The sequence below is a fragment of the uncultured Streptococcus sp. genome (assembly GCF_963536705.1).
Lineage (GTDB): Bacteria > Bacillota > Bacilli > Lactobacillales > Streptococcaceae > Streptococcus.
The window spans coordinates 1-19,699 of the sequence record NZ_CAUTAP010000008.1 but is presented as its reverse complement, the minus strand read 5'-3'; the positions used below and the strand labels follow the sequence as shown (position 1 = coordinate 19,699).

Here is a 19,699-nt window from a genome sequence, read left to right as displayed (position 1 = left end):
AAACTGAATAGCTGTCCTTGACGATGCTTTCTTAAAAGCTGTTTCAAATCTAGCTTTTTAATTTTTAAAGCTGTGAATAGGCGCTGGAATCTGACCACCCCGCGCAATAAAGGCAGCTGACGAAGCCTGATTGACCTTCATGACCGGAGCTGTTCCCAAGAGCCCTCCAAATTCAATCATATCGCCTTCCTTGCCCTTCGGAATAATCCGCACAGCTATCGTCTTTTGATTGATAACGCCAATCGCCGCCTCATCCGCAATCATGGCCGCGATGGTTTCAGCAGGTGTCGCCTCTGGAATGGCAATCATATCCAAGCCTACCGAGCAGATAGCTGTCATCGCTTCCAACTTTTCTAGATTGAGCGAGCCATTCTGCACTGCCGCAATCATGCCCTCGTCTTCTGACACAGGAATGAAAGCACCAGACAGACCACCAACCTGATTGCAGGCCATGACACCGCCTTTTTTAACTTGGTCATTGAGCAGGGCAAGTGCCGCTGTCGTGCCATGAGTACCAACTGTTTCCAAGCCCATTTCTTCCAAGACACGAGCCACTGAATCTCCGACTGCCGGTGTTGGAGCCAGACTCAAGTCAACAATCCCGAACTTGACGCCCAGACGCTCGCTGGCCATCTGACCGACTAACTGACCGATACGAGTGATTTTGAAGGCTGTTTTCTTGACCGTTTCAGCCACCACGTCAAAGCTCTCACCACGTACCTTTTCCAAGGCTCGCTTGACAACACCTGGCCCAGAAACACCGACATTGATGACCACATCTGCTTCACCGACACCGTGAAAGGCGCCTGCCATGAAAGGATTGTCCTCTACCGCATTGGCAAAGACGACTAGCTTGGCCGCCCCCATGTCAGAAAACTGGGCTGTTTCCTTGATAATCCGCCCCATATCCGCAACTGCCGTCATGTTAATACCGGTCTTGGTCGATCCGATATTGACAGAGGAGCAGACCTTGTCCGTCTCAGCCAAAGCACGTGGAATAGAATTAATGAGGATTTCATCGCCTTTTTGATAGCCCTTTTGAACCAAGGCAGAGAAACCACCGATAAAGTCAACACCGATTTCCTTAGCTGCCTTGTCTAAAGCCATAGCCAGAGGCACGTAGTCACTGCTGTCTGTCGCTGCCCCAATCAGAGAAATCGGAGTCACTGATACCCGCTTGTTGACGATGGGAATTCCCAGCTCAGCAGAAATTTCATCCCCAACTGCCACTAGGTCTTTGGCTTTGGTCGTGATTTTTTGGTAAATCTTCTCCGCCGCCCGATCAATATCTGTGTCGATACAGTCCAAGAGTGAAATGCCCATGGTGATGGTCCGAATATCAAAATTCTGCTCCTCAATCATGGCAATGGTTTCTGTTACTTGTCTAATATCCATCCTTCACTCCTTAGATATTGTACATGGCATCAAAAATGGCTGCGCTTTGAATGTTGATTTTGACATTGAGCTCTTGGCCGAAAGCTTCAAACTCATTGCGAAGGGCCGTAAAATCTTGCTTTTCATCGCTTGAGACCAAGGCCATCATGGTAAAATATTCCTCCAAAACGGTTTGGGAAATATCGTCAATATTCAGCCCCAGCTCCGCAATCTTAGTGGAAACTCCGGCTACAATCCCTGTTTTATCTTTTCCGACAACGGTAATAATTGCTTTCATGCTTGGCTCCAATCATTTTTAGTTTGTCTCATTGTAGCATAAATTCGAGGATTTTGTATACTATTTCAGAAAATAAAGACAGAAGGTTCGGATATTGCAAATAGCACTCAGAACAAGGAAAATCTCATATGCTCAGCAATTCACCTGAGAAACTATTTTGAACATCTTTGTATGTTTTTTCTATTTTTGTTTGAAAGCGCTTTCGACATTTGTTATACTAAATATAGAATATTTTACACAAAGGAGATTTCCTAATGAACGATTCATACAAGAAGCGTCTCTATACTCAGGCTTTGAGTTTATCAGCCGCAGTATTGATGGCTGTTTTAGCTCAGGGCAAGGCCGCAGCTGACCAGCAGAACAGCACTGAGTCACAGCCGGCTGCCAATCAGGTAGAGACTGTAACTCCTGCGACAGAAGCTGCTCAAGCTGCTCCAAATCAGACAGGAGAAAAAGAACAGAATCCTGCTCCTGCAGCGGACAATCCAGCTGTCTCTGCAGCAGCTCAAACAAGAGCAGCTGCTTCTGAAGAAGCCAAGACCCAGCTGTCTGATGGCACCGTTTATATGTCTGAGTCTGCAGAGCTCAAGGATACCGTCCAAGGACAGGGCTCTCAGGCAGGCAAGCTGACCTGGACTCTGGACAATAAACCGATTGCTGACTGGAAAACCTGGAACATGGACAGCGGCACCTTTACCGGCCAACCCTTTGTCACAATTGAGGAAAAGGCTGACGGAAATGACCTTCATCTGAATCTGCAGTTTAAGGAACTTTTCGGACAAGATCTCAGCCTGCGCTCTCCCAACAATATCCGCCGCACTTATCGAAACTTTATCGGGAGCCATGAATTGGTCGGTACGAGTCAGGACCTGAGACTGACCATTCGTAAAAATATCATCTTGCGCCCTTACGAAGACTTCCACAGTCATGAGGAAATGCTGGCAGCTATTGAAAAGAGCAGACAGGATGCTAAAACGGACCGCTTGGTACAGATTGAGAACATAGGAAAGAGCGCTCAGGGTCGTGATATCAAGCTGGGTATCATCAGTTCTGACCAAAAGAGCATTGACGACTACCTCAGCACAACTAATCCGGAGGCCTTGACCAAACCAGCAGAAATGCTGGCAGCTCTCAAAAATGGCAATCTGGACTACAAACTGCCTGTGCTCATTAACAACACCCACGCTGATGAACAGCCTGGGATTGATATTATCACAGGTCTATTTAAGACCTTTGCGACCAAAGACCAAGTCAGCTTCAAAACAACCGCTGCCGATGGTTCTGAAAAACTTGTCACTCTCAACATCCAAGATTTACTGAAGAAGTTTATCTTCCTCTTTGACTTTACGGAGAACCCTGACGGCGATGTCCTCAACACGCGGGCTCTGGCCAATGGCCTTGACCCTAACCGAGATACTGGCTACCAAGCCAATCCTGAAACCCGCACCGTTGCTGGATTGATTAACAAATGGAACCCAATTGCCCTCTATGATATCCATGGCTTTGTCAAGGAATTCCTGATTGAGCCAGCAACCCCGCCGCATGATCCTAACTTTGAATATGACCTTTTGGCAGACCTCATGCTGGACAATGCCCATCATATGGGGCGGGCCGGCGTTGCCAACTCTGGCTACGACAAATACATCATTCCAAAACTCGACTGGGGAGACGGATGGGACGATTCCTTCTCCGGCTACACAGCGGTTTATTCTATGTACCATGGCATCCTGGGACATACTATCGAAATCCCAGAGGGCAATCAAGAGTCCTACAAGGCTGGATATTATGCGGTCCTAGGAGGTCTGGACTATCTCGCTAAGAACCCAGATAAACTCATGGAGATGCGTCTCAACTTCTACCTGCGCGGTATTAATAAGGTCGAAGATCCTAAGGCAGAAAATGAACTCGTCGGACCTGATGGTCAGGTCGTAGGCCGGATTAAAAAAGGCCAGGAAAAATTCTTCCCAGACTACTATGTCATCCCGATGGGGCTAGATAAAGATAACGATAGCCAAGAAGCCTTTAATATGATTGACTATTTCAAGCGCAACGGTGTGCTTGTCAAAGAACTCAAAGAAGACAGCGGCAACTATAAAAAAGGTGATCTGGTTGTCGATATGGCGCAAGCTAAGCGTGGCTATGCCAATCATGTCCTCTACAAGGGCTCAGATGAATCCAAGTGGGCAGCTATGTATGCGGAATTGGTTGTCAATTTCCCTGATATGAAAGGCTTCAAAGCCCAGCCAGTCTTTGGCGACAAGCTCTTTGAAGGCAAGCTAGGAGAGGTGACAGCCCTCCGTGCTGCACGTACCAGTCTGGTTGACGAGAAAGCTCCTTATTATGTCATTGCCAATACGTCTGAAAGTGCCGTTAAGGCCGTCAATCAAGCGCTTGCAGAAGGAAAAAAGGTCTATCTGACAGACGATGGCTATATCGTTGATACGCCGACCTTTACCAGCCTTCTGGATCGCTATGCCATTTACGGTGATGCCCTCTATAAGATTCCACAGGGACCAACTCTGAAGCCTCTCAAGGTCTACGCACCACCGCATCAATTTTCATGGGCAGGTGTGGACGCACCAGCTCATACTGCCTTAGCTCTGAAGAATATGGGCTTTGAAATCGTTGACCGCCCAGAAGAAGCGGACGTCATCGTCCTTGAAAGCAACAACTATGACAAGTCACTTGTCGGACTTAAGCCAACCATCGTCGTCGGAGGCTCTGCTATGCAGCGCTTGGAAAAACTAGGTATCCTAGATGGATTTGACGCTGAGCGCTTCAAGAACGGCAGTGATTATGAAGGACTGATGAAGGCCGTTATCCAAGACCAAGACCCGCTGACCAGCGGCTACAAGAAGGATGGACTCTTTTACTCCAACTCTGGTAACTGGATTGCTAAGATTCCTGCCAACTTTAGAACTCTTGCCAGCATTGCCGGAAGTGACTTCTATATCGCTGGCTGGTGGCCTGGCAATGAGCAACTAGCCAACAAAGTCGTAGCCATTGCTGGTACCTATAACGAGAAGCCTCTCTTTGTCTACGCCGGCAATCCGACTAACCGCCTTCACCCTGTTCATTTCTACCGCTGGATTTCCAATGCTATCTTTGGCAGCCAGTTGGCCGAGCTGACAGACCTCCCAAGTCCTGCGACACCTGACCCAACCTACCAAGCGCCAAGTCAGACTGTACTTGACTGGAAACCTGCCACTGTCAATCCGCCGGCTCGGACAGTAGCCCTGACCTACAACAATCAGACTCTACCAGAGACCGGAAGCCAAGAAACACGTGCTAGCTTCGTGCTAGCTGGACTTCTGGTTGCAGGAGCAGCTGGACTCTTCCTCTTAAAGAAAAAGGAAGACTAATACTTAAAAATACACCTCCCAATTGATGCGGGAGGTGTATTTTTAGTTATAAACTCTCTATTTTTCCACATAGGTATGAAGCGGATAGGTCGGATAGGCCAACTCACGCGCCAACTCTGAAGTCACATAACCTGCCGGTGCGTCTAACACAGAAGGGATTCGATTGACGATAGTGGCACAGGTCAAGGCTACAGTATCAGGCTTGCTGACTGAGAAGACTAGATTTGGCTCACCAGTAATTTCCCAATCACACATATCTCCGTCATTTTCACGATAGACCTTGCCAATACACTCTACTTCCAACTCAATTCCTTGGTGGGTATGAATGGTCGTCACAGCTGACATCCCCGTTACTTGCCCTGCCGGGACTGTGCGTCCCAGCGTTTCAGAATAAACATCTTCATCCAGAATATAAGGAACGCTCTTTTGCGAAATATCCTGAATAGTCCAGTTCATCTTAGAGCAGATAGCTTCAGCAGCATTCCACATATAGGACGGCAGACTCTCAGCACTGGCAATTTCCTTTTCAAATCGCTCTGAATCGTAACCAGCACCATGTGCTTCTGCGAGAGCCAGACCATAATCTTCCACATTATAGCTGACAATCCCTTTCACCTTTTGAATGCGATTAAGGCCAGACATAGCCAAGCAAGGCATATTAATCCAGTAAATATCCTGCATGCCTGAACCCATTACAGTGACACCATATTTTTTAGCCAGCTTGTCCAAGCGATTTGTTTCAGACGGTGAGGTCGTCCAAGGGTAGATCGCTTCCTCACAGGTCGTGATGATATTAACTCCATGCTTGATGGCTGTTTCAAAAAAATCATACATTTCCGGCATATAGGAAGCAATGGTGACAATGGCAATGTCTGGGTCACACTCTCCAAAGACACGTTCAGCATTATCAGAAATCAGGACACCAGTCTTATGGCCTAGCTCTGCAAAATCACCAACATCCTGTCCTACTACAGCAGGATTGTTATCAATAGCTCCCACGATTTCTACACCGTGATCCAGTAGGTACTTGAAAATCACTTTAGACATCTTGCCGCAGCCATATTGGACAGCACGAATTTTTGTATTTCTCATGGCAAACCCTCCATTTATTGTTATTTCTTTCACAATTATAGTATAATATCTCTAGTAACTAGAGAGTCAATAGAGGGTTTGAAAAAATGAAAAAAATTTTGCGCATCGGAGAGTTTTCCCAAATAAATCAGATTTCCATCCAATCTCTACGATTCTATGACCAAATCGATCTTTTAAAACCCTATAAAGTCGATCCAGAAACCAACTATCGCTACTACCACATCAATCAATCTTCTCTGGTTGACTCCATTCAGTACCTGCGTCAACTGAATTTTTCTCTAGAAGACATCAAAGAAATCCTATCTGACAAAGACCATTTCCAACTGCACCAGCTTATCGAGGAGCGCTATCAGCGCCTTCTAGAGGAAAAAGAGAATTTAGAAAAACAAATCCAAGAAATCGAAATTTTTCGGTCTGGTGCACGGATTTATGGCGAAAAACAAAGGGAGCATGAACTGGAGATCCTAACTTTTCCTGAGCGTCAGCTGCTTATTTTTGAAATTGATCAAAATATTTATCAAATGAAAAGTGAAGAATACGAACTTGCTCTCCGCTGCTTCAAGCAAGAAATTATGCGTTACAGTCCTTTTTTTACCCATTTCAGCCGCGTCGGCTCCATTATGAAACAAGAAGATTTCCAAAAAGAAAGATGGATTTCCAAGCAACTCTGTCTCTTCCATCATACTCCCAATGAACTCCCTCACTTAAATCGAATATTGCTGCCGGCAGGAAATTATGCTGTTGCTTATTGCCCTTCCTTTGCAGATGAACTTAAAGCTCTGCCGCATTTTTACCAGGCTCTGTCCCAAGCTGGATATACTCCTGTGGGGGATTATATCTGCGAGGTCATCCATGAACAGCCACAACTCCAGGAGCAGCACCGCGATATGTTCATCCGGATGCAAGTTCAGATAGAGGATTAAAAATCAAGCAGATGGATGTAGTAGAATTTCTTGCCAGATACTGGAGCGTGCTCAGCTAAAAACTAATCATTTCACAGGCCGTATCTATATCAAAAAAGGATGGGAAAACACCCATCCTTTTTATGTGCAAATAACCATCGCTTAGCATCTTAGTCTTCTTGTTTCTTCCTTCCAGCTAGAAGCCCCATTCCCAGAAAAGCTAAACCAGCCAGAGGCAGAAACTTATCTTCTTGAGTGCCAGTCTTAGGCAGAGCTGAGTCGGGAGCTGGCTGCAATCTTGGCGACGAAATAACTTTCCCTTCCTCACCTTGATTGAGAGCTTGAGGCTGGGTCCTTGTCAAAGGCTGTTTAGCACTTTCAGCCACCACCTTGCTGCCAACTTCTACTAGTTCATCAACTGCTAGAGAGAGCACTTCCTGACCGAGGACGGTTCGCTGACCGTTCAAGACTTCTACAAAGACTCGCTTTTGACCCTTTTGACCAGCTACAAGTATCCGCCGCTGCCCTTGTTCCAGTTCTGGATTTTCCTGTTCTCGAGTCCGATATGCAATTTCTTCCATTACGATTTCTAAGAAAGGCTTTTCTTCCACTAGGTCCTTTATCCCTTCTTCCGGAGTGACCTGATGACTTGGTTTCAGATCCAGGGCAGCTAAAGCTGTCCTCAGATCCTTCTCTGCTCTATCTAAATCTGCCTGCTCCGCTTTTTCATCTGCCAAGAGAGACTGGGCTCGAGCCAAGGCTGACTGGTAAGCCTGAACTGTCTCATCTGTGTAAAGGCTTGGATCTAGACTAGCCGTACTGTCTACCACTTTCTGCAGAGAAGCCTTATTAACTGCTGGGGCATGAAGATTGGTCACAAAGAAATTGCGTGCTTCCAAGTCCCCATCCCAGAGTCCCAGACCGACGTAGGCATCATTATAATAAGGCTCAACCGTATCAAATTGGTGGTTCAGGTATTCTACACCGTCCACAGATACACTGACACCATTTTTAGTTTTCACTAGCTTAACATGGTGGAACTGGCCGTCATTAAGATGCTTGCCATTCATGCTACTTTCTGCAATCGTTTCTCCCATAAAGCGGTAAAGTCGAATCTTATCATTATCGCCAAATTGAATAGAATAAGCATTGCGAGGGTCAACATTTTCAGACGCATAGAAGATGTTAATCAAGCCTTTTTGATACTTGAGATCCACATCCAAGTTATACTCAGGGAAAGGAATCTTCTGACCTCCCATATAATAATCATTGGAGCTGGTATTCTGATTATAGAGGCTTTCACCGTCGACATACCACTTACCGGAAACAGCTTTTAGATCTGGAACATTGGTCTTAAAGTCATTACGGCTGATATTGATGGTGAAAACCTTGGAAAGAATTGGATTTTCCTTAGAGGTTGCCCTTACCTTGACCACACCCCTTTGCAGAGCAGTCACTCGTAGCTTGTTGCCATCTTCCGTGACAGAGACTAGGTCTGGCTGATCCACACTCCAGCTGACCGCTTGAGAGACGCTTGCTGGCATGACATATGCTTTCAAATCCAAACTATCACCGACATAAATATTATTTGTTACAGGAGAAGCCTGCACTAGTTCCAGTGGTTTGGTCACTACCTGCTTGTCTTTCCAGATGCCCTTCAGCGGATAAAGAGCAATGTCAGCCTTAGCAGCACCACCTTCTACAAACACACTAGCCGCAAGGCTATTTGGCGCAGGGAAAATCTGATTGGCACCCGCTACAGTATACCCTTTGGCAAAGACTTCTAGGCTGGAGCGATCCACATAGAGATGCAGATCTATGCTGCCATCCGCATTGCGCTTGACGGACTGACTATCCACCTGAGCAAATTTATTACTGAGAAGAATGCCGGACTGGCTGCGGTCAATAGAGAGAGTTTCCTTTTCTAAATCATAGGTAACTCTAGTCACTTCTCCATCTCCAACCCGCAGGTTAAAACCGACTTTCTTGGTCGTTTCACTTGGCCGGAAAGTAGAGACAATTTCATACTGATCACCGGAAAAATCTTTCAACAGCCCATTCTCCTCACTAACTTCCACGTCTTTATACAATACAGCCTTGTCTTCCTGACGCAGAGACTGATAGGCTGCTATTGGCGTCTGAGTCAGCCGATAGCTTCCGTCTTGCTTGATAAGGCCTAGTTTGAGGTTAAGATTGAAGGTCCCGTTGAACTTCTGACCGACGGTATCGGCTACCAGATTACAGTAATCTTCCCAGGTATTCATCCAGTTAGACTCAATAATGTCGGGTAGGATTGGATTAGCCTTGCTGCCAAAGTCCTGAACGTAGTAAGTCATGGCCGCATAAGAGTCTTTACCAAAGTTCATGACCTGATCAGCCTGAGCAAACTCAGCATCTGGGACGAAAGTCCACTTGCCCTCCACCTGTCTAAAATCACCAACCTTATAGGAGCGCCCGCCACGAGACAGGACCCATTTTAGGCTACCATCATCTGCCAGTAGAGGATAGAGATCTGGACACTCCGTATGGAGATCCGCATAGGTTGACTCAACCTTCCAATTACGCAGATTATCAGACGAATAAATTCTCAGCGGTCCGCCTGCAACGACCATAAACCATTTACCCTCCCAACGGAAGACCTTGGGGTCACGAAAATCCTGAGATTGCAGTGGATCATCCGTCCAGTCAGCTGCAATTTGATCAAGCTTCGTCCAAGTCCGACCCTCATCTTTACTATAGGCCAACTTGATGCGCTGACCATTTCCATCGGCAGTAATCAGCGCGACTAAACCGCCCTGGTCATTGTCAAACAAACCAGAGGAATTGGTGGTATCTGCGACGATAGAGCCTGAGAACATAGCTCCATTAGCATCCGGATAAAAGGCAATCGGCTGTTCTTCCCAATGAATCAAATCCTTGCTGGTCGCATGACCCCAGTGCATAGGCCCCCACTTGGTATCGTCATAAAACTGATAGAAGAAATGATAGACTCCCTTGTAATAAACCAGCCCGTTGGGATCATTGGCCCAACCGTCCTTGACCGAATAATGATACTGACCGCGATAGAGCTCATTGTAGTATACCTCATCTGCCTGCCGACGATGGACATTAAGCCGGTAAGTCAGGCTGACCTCCTGCCCATCCGCATCCGTCACAGTGCTGGTCACAGTCAAATAGTTTGCCCCCACTGCCAGCGGGATATTCTTCAAATCACTATAAACCCTACCTGCAGCATCGGTCACGCTTACCTTGGCAGCAGGATTTTTTGCTACGACGGTCAAGTCTACCGTCTCAGCATCATGTTTGACATACTGGATGGTAATAGGAGCACTAAACTGACCTTTCTGCTCTACTTTCCCAACCGAAGAAGTTACCCTTATATCCTCCAACTCGGGATTAGACTGAGAAGTGATTTCTTTATAAAAGGTATTTTGAAAAAGCAGCTCACTATTCCAGTTAAGTAAGCCAAAATATCCTTCTGACAAGTAAGTATTCTGCCCCTTATCATCTCTCTGAAGTGTGTAATCTCCTGAACTGGCTACTAGAATATCATTGACATAGTAGGATACCCAAGAGCCGATAGAAACGACCTTGAGACGATATTTATTATCATCCGTTGGCTCGATATGTTTTTCATTGATAAACTGATAGTCACGCCCGCCTTGCCAACGCCAAAACTTCACATTGTTGCTACTACCATCAATATTAACTGCATAGCTGCTCTTGTCATCCGGATTATTATTACTGCGGAAAATGAGGGCTGCCGCCCCTTCCTTACTGAGGAAAGTTACATCCGTTGAGTAAACAAAATCCTTGCCCTGACTTTGTGAGTAAAAGAAACTATCACCTTTGCCTCTGGCATCACTATAAAGACCTTGCTCCCGGACTTCCCAAACTCCATTTTTGTCTCCCTTGGCTTCTGCCAAATTAGTATTGAAGCCTGACTGCTTATCTACAGTCTCTGCGGCAGGGAGTTTTTCCGAAGCAACTTCCTTCGCTGCTGGCTGTTCGTCTTCTTCCTGTTTGGTCTCTTTAGCGTTTGCTGTGACTTGATTATCCTTATCAGCCTTTTGGTTGGCTGACTCTACTGCTGCATCCTGACCATCCGCTTCCGTCGCTGCAGTTGGAGCAGTCTCCCCAGCTACAAGATTCTCTGTCTTATCGGCATTCCTTGTAGGAGCAGCTGTTTGTCCGCTCTCAGGCTCTGAGACAGCTGATGAATCAGCCTGCAAGACCTGCGCAGGAGCTGGATTAGCCTTAGCCTCATCCGCATAAACCACTCCACCCCCATCTAACAAGAATGCTCCAAAAGCCAGCAGGGCACACCCAAAAACCCAACGCTTGCCGCTTTTTCTCATAAACCAATTTTTACACACTTTTTCCAGATGATTTTTCATGACACACCTCAATATTCTAAAAATAAAATCAGACTCCTCACAACCAAATCACTTCTACATAACGCACTCCTTTCACCTTTTCTTGTTCAAAATGAACACCTCATTTAGCACCTAACTCCTTTATAAAAAAGAAGCAATCTCAATAATCTAAATATAACAAATTTTTGTAAGCGCTTCACCTAACGTTTGTCATAAAAACAAAATGACAGATGTCATATTTTCGAAATGAAAAAAAACAAAAAGCCTCCTAAACGGAAAGCTTTTGTTTGTTTTAAATTTATTCTGGATAGGATGCTGCCAGCTCGTTCTTTAGATATTCTGCCAGATGCTGATGAGCAAAAATTCCTGCTTTTTCTTCTGCTGTCGGATTATAGTTGGTATTGGTGTTCACATCATAGACATAGATCTGACCTGCCTCCGACTCTACCCACTCAATAGCCGCCACATCAATACCAGCCTGAGCTAGAAATGTCTCGTAAGCCTGCCTTTGACTAGCAGGCAGCGGCTCCGTGATTTGAAACTTATCCGAGGTCTCTAGCTGAGCAGGCCTTTGTCCAATCTGACACCCATCTGCCGGGCAAAGCTGAAAGCCTTCTGATGAATCGATGGACACTGTATAAAGAAACTTCTGGTTGATAAACTCCGAACGACGAATCCGACCATCCGCAGGCTTGATATAGGCCTGAAGCAGGGTAATCCCATCCACAGAAGGCTCAAAAGCAGGACCGTCTACATAGGCTTCCAACTCTTCCTCACTATTGAAGAGCTGTACTCCCAAACCTTTCCCAGCCCGATTATGCTTGGTAATCAGAGGATAAATATTAAGCTTTCTAGCCGCCTCAAGAATATTCTCCTGTCCCAAAACGGCTACTGTCTCTGGATAAGCAATTCCAACTTCAGAAAGCTTCAAATATTGTTTAATCTTACTTATTTCTAAATTAATAGCCCCGCTGCCGTTGATGACTTTACGACCGTGAGCTTCCAGCCAAGTTAGAACTTGCTCTGTAAATTCAGGTGCATAGCGGTGTCCACGCGTATGAGAAGAAGCAGACATCCGATTGTAGAAAATTCCTGTTGGGGGCGGACTCTGCAAATCTAGAATCCCACTTGACAAATCCCATAGTTCATAGGGCACATCTTTTTCCTCCAGCCACTTGACCAAGTGCTGCGTCCACTCCAAATTTTCATGAATAACGTATACTTTTGCTTGGCTCATAAGTCTCCTCTCCATTATGAATACCGAACAGCCAGCTTGCTGCTTTTCGATTCTTCTACTACATTGCCTTCCGTCTTTTCAATAACACTGACGGCCAAGACCTGGCCTAGAACATTGAGGGCAGTTCGACCAGCATTGACAAAGAAATCAACCGCAAAAATCAAGGCAACGCCTTCCACCGGTAGGCCTAGCTGAGGCGCAGCTGCCAGCAAGACAACAATCGCTCCAGAAGGCACCGTCGCAGCTGTTTTACCAATCAAAGTCAAAAGCAAAACAGTAAAGAAAAGTCCTGATACAGAAAAAGCAATCCCATAAGCATGGGCAATAAAAATAGTTGCTACAGAGAAATAAACAGCAGCCCCTTCAAGATTAAAAGTGTAACCCAAAGGCACAACCAAATCTATGACATGCTCATCATAGCCCTGCTTCTTTAAATCTTTCAACAGCGGCGGCAGGACAACACTGGAACTGCCAGAGACAAAAGCCAAAGTCAAAAGACTCCAAATCCGTTGCAAGCTTGTTAGATAAGGAATTCTGAAAGTAAGAGCAATCAAAGGAAAAATCACTAAAGCTAGAACCCCATAAGCCAGATAAGTCCCTGCTACAAATTGCCCCAAACCGGCCAACTTGTCAACTCCTGTCGTAGCCACATCCTTAGCAATAAAACCAAAAATACCAATCGGAGACAGCTTCACAATCACACCGACAATTTTATAAATAGCCTCAATCCAAATTTGTAATAAATCAATAAACTTCTGTGACTTGTCTTCCTTAAGACTCCCAAGACCATAACCCAAAAATATCGCAAAGACGATGATAGGAAGCAAAGCCCCTTCTGAAAGCGACTTGACGATATTAGAGGGAATGAAGCTAAGCAAAAACTCATCCAACTGAATACTTTTGGCAATCCCGTCAATGCTGGATCCCGCCTGACCGATATTGACTCCCTGACCAAAGCCCAGATAATAAGATGCAAAGACAAAAATAAAAGTAATCGCCGTCGTGACCCCAAAGAAATAGAGCAGACTCTTTGACAAAAGCTTCCCGAAAGATTTCTTGCCGATCACACCAGCCACAGCTACGACCACAACTGGAAAGACCAGTGGAATAATCACCATATTAATCAAACTGATAAAAGCTTGACCCAGAAATTGGTAAAAAGCCGAAAACTGCGGCCAGATAAGAGCAACAAGAACACCCAAAATCAAAGCAATCAAGAGTTGCAAGCCCAGAGAAACCTTTGACCATAAAGAAACTAACTTCATTCCAAACTCCTTTAGTCTATTTTGATAGCTATTTTACTATGATTGCCCCTATCTGGCTAATATATAATTTCTATGAAAGTAATAGAAGAATTTTATGGGAAGTTGAATAATGGAAAAAAGACATCCAAGAAATAGCTCTTGAATGTCTATTAGTTTTATGCCTATAGAATGATTCCTCTAACGAAGCATATATTATTAAAACTTTTCAAATTCTAATTAGTCAATCGGTTCACCTCCGATACTTATGTAATTACCTATAATCATTTCTTCAAGATTTACACTTTCATCATCATTAATCGGTATATCCACTCCCCAACCCGATTCTTCAATATTATTGATTCGCCCAAAAACATTAATATAATACTCGGGATTTGTAAGCCCACCATCACTCCATTGCGTCTCTTCCCAATCAATCTGAACTGATTCGACTTTTGGACTTTGAGCTTTTACCAAATCTATAATTTCTTGCTCATGTTCTTTGAGATAAGCGAGCTGTTTTTGCTTGATAGCTTCTTTATCATCTTTGATAGCCTTTTTTGAAGAAGTAATTTTCTTATCTTGTTTATTACTTTCTTTTTGAGTCATGGCACATCCTCCCAGACTTACGAGCGCAACTATTGTTGCAATTGTTGCAATTATGATTTTCGTTCGTTTCTCCATAACGTCTCCTTAATTTTTTTGATACCACATTAATTCTCTAAAACAACTGGTACGATCCATACTAATTTTTCAGTCACTCAAAACCCAATGCTACACATCTAGTTTACTATATAAATTTTTTAAAATCTATAAATTACTAAATCTTATCAAGCAATTTACTTAGACTTATTTTACAAATCATAGCCACCCATCTAGGGACCACACACGCAAGGCAGGTGGTTTATTTTTCTTGTACCTTGGAGAGCCAGACAGGCTGAAAACCACATAACTACTTCTCTATCTTCAAGATCTTTACATCCTCTTCATTACACCTAATAGAACTCTGCTAACATTACTTCAATTTCTATCGGAGAAGTTGTTCTAAAATCTTTAAAACAAAGAGATAACCAAAATCATTAAATTGACTCTTTTAATTTCTTATATGATATAATTATTTTAAAAATCATATTAGTGAGAAATATTATGTCAAAGACAAAAGGTAACAAAAAAAGAAATTCTTCTAAAGTAAAATATATCTTAGGAAGTGGAGTTTTAATTCTAGCTTCTACAGTGATTCTGCCTAAAGTTTTGAAAAAAACTACAAATTATTTGTATAAAAAGCAAGTAAAAATAACTAATCATCGAAAAGTAACTTTTGATTGCAAGGACAAATTGGTTAAAAAATCTGAATATAAAAAGGTAGAAGAACATGCAAATTAATACTGACAATATTGCGCAACAATGTCTCAATGCGATTAATGATAGAATTCACAATTTAAAAAGATTAAACATCATCGTAATTGGGAAATCAGGTGTCGGTAAAAGCACACTAATCAACAGTTTGTTTAGAGGTAATTTTGCCGATACTGGATTGGGTAGACCAGTAACTCAGGAAATTCGCAAAATTGAAAAAAATGGATATCCTTTGGCTATCTATGATACACCCGGCTTTGAATTATCATATACCCAACAGGAGAGTGTCAAAGATGAAGTGATTAACCTAATTAACAACGGTTACTCTTCTAATGATATCAATGAGGTGATCCACTGCATTTGGTATTGTATTAATGTCGGTTCAAACCGTACTTTCGATAGTTCGGAAGTGGAATGGCTTAGAGAGTTTTCTGAGAAGAATAAAACGTCTAAGGTACCTATCATTGTTGTCCTTACTCAATCTGTACCTAAGAAGAAAGCACTAGAAATGAAAGCTCATGTTGAGCAGGAAAACTTAGATGTTTGTAAAGTTGTGCCAATTTTAGCTCAAGATATGGATTTTGATGAGGAATATGTCGCTAAAGCTTTTGGATTAGATACTTTGATTGATGTAATGTCTGAGGTATTGCCAACTGAACTACAAGATACTCTCCAAAATATCCAAAAAGTATCTCTGGAATCTAAAAAAAAACATGCTAGGGCAGTCATTGCGACTGCAGTAGCAGCAAGTTTTGGTGAAGGTTTCGCTCCAGTTCCATTCGCAGATGCATTCATGCTTGTTCCAACCCAGATAAGCATGATTACTGGCATCACTGTAATATTTGGCCTTGATATAAATAAAACTTTTCTAACCGCCTTTGTATCCTCAACCTTAGGGTCTGGGGGAGCAACATTCCTCGGAAAAACAATTGTCTCTAATATACTCAAATTTATTCCCGGAGTAGGAACAGCAGTTGGCGGAACGATTTCTGGAACCACTGCTGGATTAATTACAACTGCTTTAGGCGAGGCTTACCTATTTTTAATGGAACAAATATTTAAAGGAGAAATAAGCAAAGAAGCACTAGGTACTCCTGCCGGACAAAAACAAATGACAAAACTTTTTAGAGAACAATTATCTAAAAAAAGATAATACACCAAGATTTTGAATCTTGGTGTATTTTTAGGTTAAATTGTTTTTTACATCAAAAAAGACATCCAAGAGAAATTCTTGAATGTCTGTAAATGTTGATAGTATCGTATTGATTAACGTTTTGAGAATTGTGACGCTTTACGAGCTTTCTTAAGACCTGGTTTGGAAAGTATGAATTTCAGTTGGACTAAAAACAGCGTAATATCAAGACTTTTCTCCGCTTTTATAAAAGCTTTTTTCCAATCAAATTCAACTAATTTTATCCGAATGGTGTGGATTTTACCCCCAAAATTACAGAGAATGGAGCTGATAAACACTAAACGTTCACACCATTAGTTAAATGATTTTTTGTTCATCATTTTTCTTAGATGATAGAACTTCTAATTTATTTCTTATTCAAGCAAAAACAACCTGCTATAAGTAAGAAAGAGGAAGATACAAGAAAAACACGGCGTAAAAACCGATTCAGTTCATTGTCCTCAATCCTTGTCTGCTTCATTTTCTTTTACGAGATCGTTTTGTGAATCTTTTTCAGAGAGTTTTTGATCGATATACTTGTCAATGTTTTCGTAAAATTCCTTAATCGTCTCACTATCTAATTTTGCCGAATTATGGAATTGCTTGACTTTCAATTGAACAGATTGAATACCGTAAGAGGCTTGTTTTTGGCGAATTGTTTCTAATTCTTCTTCTGAAATCGGATCTCCAACAACCGTCAAGACCAATTCATTGTTACTTGACTTGTAGACTTGATTAATAACCGTATAATTGGCGAACTCTTTTCCTACAAACTGTTTGATCCCTTCTTTGCGCGCTTGTTCTATTGTCAGAGTAACTGCCGAATAGCTAGCTGGAAGAATCAACAATACAATCAAAGATATCAAGCCAATTCTCATTTTAATGCTCAGCTCTTTAAATGAAGTTAAAGGAGATTTTCTCATCAAAATTCTTGTTCCAACAATGTTGGCTAGCATGATAAAGACACAGTTGATCAAGAAAAGATAGAGAGCCCCCAATAAAAATCGTACATTCCCATTAGCTAAACCATAGCCAGCAGTACAGATAGGCGGCATCAGAGCTGTAGCAATGGCTACTCCTGGCACGATATTGTTTGCTTCTTTTTTCCTTGAACCGATCACACCAGCAATCCCACCAGCAATAGCAATGAGGACATCCCAAATGGTTGGAGAGGTTCGTGCAATCAACTCGCTACTTGCATAAGACAAGGGAGAAATCCAGAAATACAGAGTCGAGACAAGCAAACTGACCAACACTTGAGTCAATAAAACCTCTAGAGATTGCTTGATTAAACGCGTATCAAAAATAGCTAAACCGAATCCCAGTCCAACAATCGGTGTCATGAGAGGTGAAATCAACATGGCTCCTATAATGACAGCTGTTGAATTCATATTTAGTCCGATAGAGGCAATAAAAATTGCACACATCAAAATCGCTGTATCTCTCAATCGAACATGAAGGTCATCGTATAATTTCTCACGGTATTCCCGTGTTGAATAATTGGCAGTCATTTGTCCTCTCCTCTTTCCTTATTTAAATCGGTATAATAATTAAAAATAACAGCTGATAAACAGCCAAAAAATATGAGCCCATAAATCGTCAAGAAGACACTGGTAATCCTTCCAATCAAGGTCACAGCTAGGAGATCCCCGTAGCCGACAGTCGTCGAAGTCACAAAAGCATACCAAAGACCGTCTCCGTAATTTGTGATAGCAGGTTCAACTAGGAAAAGCACGCCTCCTGACCCAAAAACAAAGGTCACAAAACTCAGAGCAAACCGAGTAAAACCCGTAACCTGCATAATATGCCATAACATTTTTAAACGTTTCATTTGTTCTCCTTATTCATACTAGCTCCTGACCGAGCCGTTTTTTTCCAATAATCAAAGTGAAGATAGGACATGATCTCCATCAGAGAAAGATAGACAAACTGATAGATCTGATTTAAGCTGATTATCAACTGATATTGTTTGAAAAATGACTGGAAGAAAGACCAGATATGACTGTCTTGAATCAGTCCCTTCTTAATATCAGACAGGATATTAGCTAAAGCTCCCAAGGACTGAAACGGTAAATCCTTGACATTTATATAGATCCGGTCCACCACATCATTCAGACTGGTATCTTGGATGGCATGAAATTCTCCAAAGAGAACTCCTGCCGCTCCAAGAGTAGAAACAAATTCCACCAAATAATTTCTGAGGAAATTTTCTCAACCTTTTCCCATAATGTGTTTAGTGCCATCCATAACGATCCCAACCAGAAAAAGGAAAGAAAACAAGCAAAGAAATTTTGCCGTAAATCCCAAAAAGCTTCAAGACTTGGTGTTGTTGGTTTTTCTAACTCTAAAACCAAGATGGTCATAATAATTGCTAGAACAGCATCTGTCAATACAATTAATCTGTCTTTCTTCATCGGATTGCATCCCCTTTCTTTTTTGTAACATTCTATCTTATCGCATAATATTGGATATTCTTTCATAATCCGACTACAAACAAAAATAAACCAAAAAGTATGTCCCTATTATACTATATTTAACTCTAGAAGTATTCATCCATCTAATTAATAAATATATCATATTTCACAATAAGTGAATACTATCAAAGATTCATCCCCTTTCACTTCATCATGTAGTGTTGCTTAGATTTATCAAAAACAACCAAATTTGTATTAATTTCAAGTATCACCTAGTTACAAAAATTTGGGGTGAACAGAAAAAGCATCCCGTATTTTTGATACGAAATGCTTTCAATAAGTTTAAATAAGTTTTAACGTTTACTAAATTGTGATGCTTTACGAGCTTTTTTCAAGCCTGGTTTGGAAAGTATGGGTTTCAGTTGGACTAAAAACAGCGTATTATCAAGGCTTTTCAGAACGATATCTACTGATTAATTTCATAAAATATGAATCAATAGATTATAAATAGGGGAATAGTTTAGGTCTGTAAGCATTAAAATAATACACCTAACTTTGGTCACCGTTTTTTAGTTATTCACTCTTTTTTCAGATAGTGTTTTTAAAGTTATGATGTAAAATGCCGCAATTAAAACACTATACATCATAATCGGAGGATAGAGAATTAAGGATAGAATCAATCCCACTCCTTTAATTATTAGGTCAGGTATCAATAACTTTCTATATTGTGCGGTAGCTTCAAGTAATTCTTTCTGATCTATATTGGGTTTATCAATTACTTTATGTAAAAACCAGTTTGCTACCGTTGAAACAACAACGATTATAATCTCCCTATAATCATGGAAAAGTAGTAAAAATAGTTGTTATCCTAGTTGA

At 42.3% G+C, this 19,699-nt stretch carries 15 protein-coding genes and 1 pseudogene; 4 read left to right on the top strand and 12 right to left on the bottom strand.

Annotated elements, in window-relative coordinates; translation table 11 throughout:
* Positions 1-57 precede the first annotated feature (57 nt).
* Positions 58-1,395 (bottom strand): PFL family protein, encoded by a 1,338-nt coding sequence (locus RWX26_RS05865; RefSeq protein ID WP_314580056.1) that lies wholly within the window; start codon positions 1,393-1,395, stop codon positions 58-60.
* 10 nt (positions 1,396-1,405) lie between these two features.
* Entirely contained in the window at positions 1,406-1,672 is a 267-nt protein-coding gene (locus tag RWX26_RS05860; protein ID WP_002893729.1) for an ACT domain-containing protein, read from the bottom strand.
* Positions 1,673-1,926: 254 nt separating this feature from the next.
* On the opposite strand from RWX26_RS05860, the gene RWX26_RS05855 reads away from it, so the two are divergent.
* Positions 1,927-5,034: an LPXTG-anchored zinc carboxypeptidase gene (locus RWX26_RS05855; RefSeq protein WP_314580055.1), complete on the top strand. Its 3,108-nt coding sequence runs from the start codon at positions 1,927-1,929 to the stop codon at positions 5,032-5,034.
* 57 nt (positions 5,035-5,091) lie between these two features.
* Here RWX26_RS05855 and RWX26_RS05850 read toward each other — a convergent pair whose 3' ends face one another.
* Positions 5,092-6,126, bottom strand: coding sequence for a Gfo/Idh/MocA family oxidoreductase (locus tag RWX26_RS05850; protein ID WP_314580054.1), 1,035 nt, complete (start codon positions 6,124-6,126; stop codon positions 5,092-5,094).
* 86 nt (positions 6,127-6,212) lie between these two features.
* On the opposite strand from RWX26_RS05850, the gene RWX26_RS05845 reads away from it, so the two are divergent.
* A complete protein-coding gene (locus RWX26_RS05845) occupies positions 6,213-7,049 on the top strand; it encodes a helix-turn-helix domain-containing protein (protein WP_314580052.1) in 837 nt (278 codons plus the stop codon).
* A gap of 149 nt (positions 7,050-7,198) precedes the next feature.
* Here the strand turns inward: RWX26_RS05845 and RWX26_RS05840 are convergent, their stop codons facing one another.
* From RWX26_RS05840 to RWX26_RS05825, 4 genes are all read right to left on the bottom strand, one after another.
* The gene (locus RWX26_RS05840; RefSeq protein WP_314580051.1) at positions 7,199-11,425 is read right to left on the bottom strand and encodes a GH32 C-terminal domain-containing protein; all 4,227 of its coding nucleotides are present in this window, start codon (positions 11,423-11,425) and stop codon (positions 7,199-7,201) included.
* A 277-nt stretch (positions 11,426-11,702) separates the two neighbouring features.
* Positions 11,703-12,641, bottom strand: coding sequence for a RimK family alpha-L-glutamate ligase (locus tag RWX26_RS05835; protein WP_004192329.1), 939 nt, complete (start codon positions 12,639-12,641; stop codon positions 11,703-11,705).
* A 14-nt stretch (positions 12,642-12,655) separates the two neighbouring features.
* Positions 12,656-13,906 carry a dicarboxylate/amino acid:cation symporter gene (locus RWX26_RS05830; RefSeq protein ID WP_002911691.1) on the bottom strand — a complete coding sequence of 417 codons (1,251 nt, stop codon included), beginning with the start codon at positions 13,904-13,906 and terminating at the stop codon, positions 12,656-12,658.
* Between the two features lie 216 nt (positions 13,907-14,122).
* Positions 14,123-14,566 (bottom strand): hypothetical protein, encoded by a 444-nt coding sequence (locus RWX26_RS05825; RefSeq protein ID WP_002911690.1) that lies wholly within the window; start codon positions 14,564-14,566, stop codon positions 14,123-14,125.
* Positions 14,567-15,028: 462 nt separating this feature from the next.
* On the opposite strand from RWX26_RS05825, the gene RWX26_RS05820 reads away from it, so the two are divergent.
* Both RWX26_RS05820 and RWX26_RS05815 read left to right on the top strand, forming a co-directional pair.
* Positions 15,029-15,265 carry a hypothetical protein gene (locus RWX26_RS05820; RefSeq protein ID WP_002911689.1) on the top strand — a complete coding sequence of 79 codons (237 nt, stop codon included), beginning with the start codon at positions 15,029-15,031 and terminating at the stop codon, positions 15,263-15,265.
* Positions 15,255-16,391, top strand: a complete 1,137-nt coding sequence (locus RWX26_RS05815) for a YcjF family protein (RefSeq protein ID WP_002911688.1) — start codon at positions 15,255-15,257, stop codon at positions 16,389-16,391. The genes RWX26_RS05820 and RWX26_RS05815 overlap by 11 nt, the downstream gene beginning before the upstream one ends.
* Before the next feature lie 479 nt (positions 16,392-16,870).
* On the opposite strand, the gene RWX26_RS05810 is transcribed toward RWX26_RS05815, so the two are convergent.
* The 5 genes and pseudogenes from RWX26_RS05810 to RWX26_RS05790 all read right to left on the bottom strand — a co-directional run.
* Positions 16,871-17,920, bottom strand: a complete 1,050-nt coding sequence (locus RWX26_RS05810) for a DUF389 domain-containing protein (protein ID WP_314580045.1) — start codon at positions 17,918-17,920, stop codon at positions 16,871-16,873.
* Positions 17,917-18,240: a potassium channel family protein gene (locus tag RWX26_RS05805; protein WP_314580043.1), complete on the bottom strand. Its 324-nt coding sequence runs from the start codon at positions 18,238-18,240 to the stop codon at positions 17,917-17,919. The genes RWX26_RS05810 and RWX26_RS05805 overlap by 4 nt, the downstream gene beginning before the upstream one ends.
* On the bottom strand, positions 18,237-18,596 hold the full coding sequence (locus RWX26_RS05800) for a hypothetical protein (RefSeq protein WP_000397555.1): 360 nt from the start codon (positions 18,594-18,596) through the stop codon (positions 18,237-18,239). Before RWX26_RS05800 ends, RWX26_RS05805 begins: the two co-directional genes overlap by 4 nt.
* On the bottom strand, positions 18,521-18,823 hold the full coding sequence (locus RWX26_RS05795) for a TMEM175 family protein (RefSeq protein ID WP_006151097.1): 303 nt from the start codon (positions 18,821-18,823) through the stop codon (positions 18,521-18,523). Before RWX26_RS05795 ends, RWX26_RS05800 begins: the two co-directional genes overlap by 76 nt.
* A 569-nt stretch (positions 18,824-19,392) precedes the next feature.
* A pseudogene (locus tag RWX26_RS05790) lies at positions 19,393-19,647 on the bottom strand (hypothetical protein); the annotation flags it as partial.
* Between the last annotated feature and the right edge of the window lie 52 nt (positions 19,648-19,699).

Bases quoted from the DNA above. Each gene is read 5' to 3' on its own strand.
- RWX26_RS05865 (WP_314580056.1), bottom strand. From the start codon at position 1,395: ATGGATATTAGACAAGTAACAGAAACCATTGCCATGATTGAGGAGCAG.
- RWX26_RS05860 (WP_002893729.1), bottom strand. From the start codon at position 1,672: ATGAAAGCAATTATTACCGTTGTCGGAAAAGATAAAACAGGGATTGTA.
- RWX26_RS05855 (WP_314580055.1), top strand. From the start codon at position 1,927: ATGAACGATTCATACAAGAAGCGTCTCTATACTCAGGCTTTGAGTTTA.
- RWX26_RS05850 (WP_314580054.1), bottom strand. From the start codon at position 6,126: ATGAGAAATACAAAAATTCGTGCTGTCCAATATGGCTGCGGCAAGATG.
- RWX26_RS05845 (WP_314580052.1), top strand. From the start codon at position 6,213: ATGAAAAAAATTTTGCGCATCGGAGAGTTTTCCCAAATAAATCAGATT.
- RWX26_RS05840 (WP_314580051.1), bottom strand. From the start codon at position 11,425: ATGAAAAATCATCTGGAAAAAGTGTGTAAAAATTGGTTTATGAGAAAA.
- RWX26_RS05835 (WP_004192329.1), bottom strand. From the start codon at position 12,641: ATGAGCCAAGCAAAAGTATACGTTATTCATGAAAATTTGGAGTGGACG.
- RWX26_RS05830 (WP_002911691.1), bottom strand. From the start codon at position 13,906: ATGAAGTTAGTTTCTTTATGGTCAAAGGTTTCTCTGGGCTTGCAACTC.
- RWX26_RS05825 (WP_002911690.1), bottom strand. From the start codon at position 14,566: ATGGAGAAACGAACGAAAATCATAATTGCAACAATTGCAACAATAGTT.
- RWX26_RS05820 (WP_002911689.1), top strand. From the start codon at position 15,029: ATGTCAAAGACAAAAGGTAACAAAAAAAGAAATTCTTCTAAAGTAAAA.
- RWX26_RS05815 (WP_002911688.1), top strand. From the start codon at position 15,255: ATGCAAATTAATACTGACAATATTGCGCAACAATGTCTCAATGCGATT.
- RWX26_RS05810 (WP_314580045.1), bottom strand. From the start codon at position 17,920: ATGACTGCCAATTATTCAACACGGGAATACCGTGAGAAATTATACGAT.
- RWX26_RS05805 (WP_314580043.1), bottom strand. From the start codon at position 18,240: ATGAAACGTTTAAAAATGTTATGGCATATTATGCAGGTTACGGGTTTT.
- RWX26_RS05795 (WP_006151097.1), bottom strand. From the start codon at position 18,823: ATGAAGAAAGACAGATTAATTGTATTGACAGATGCTGTTCTAGCAATT.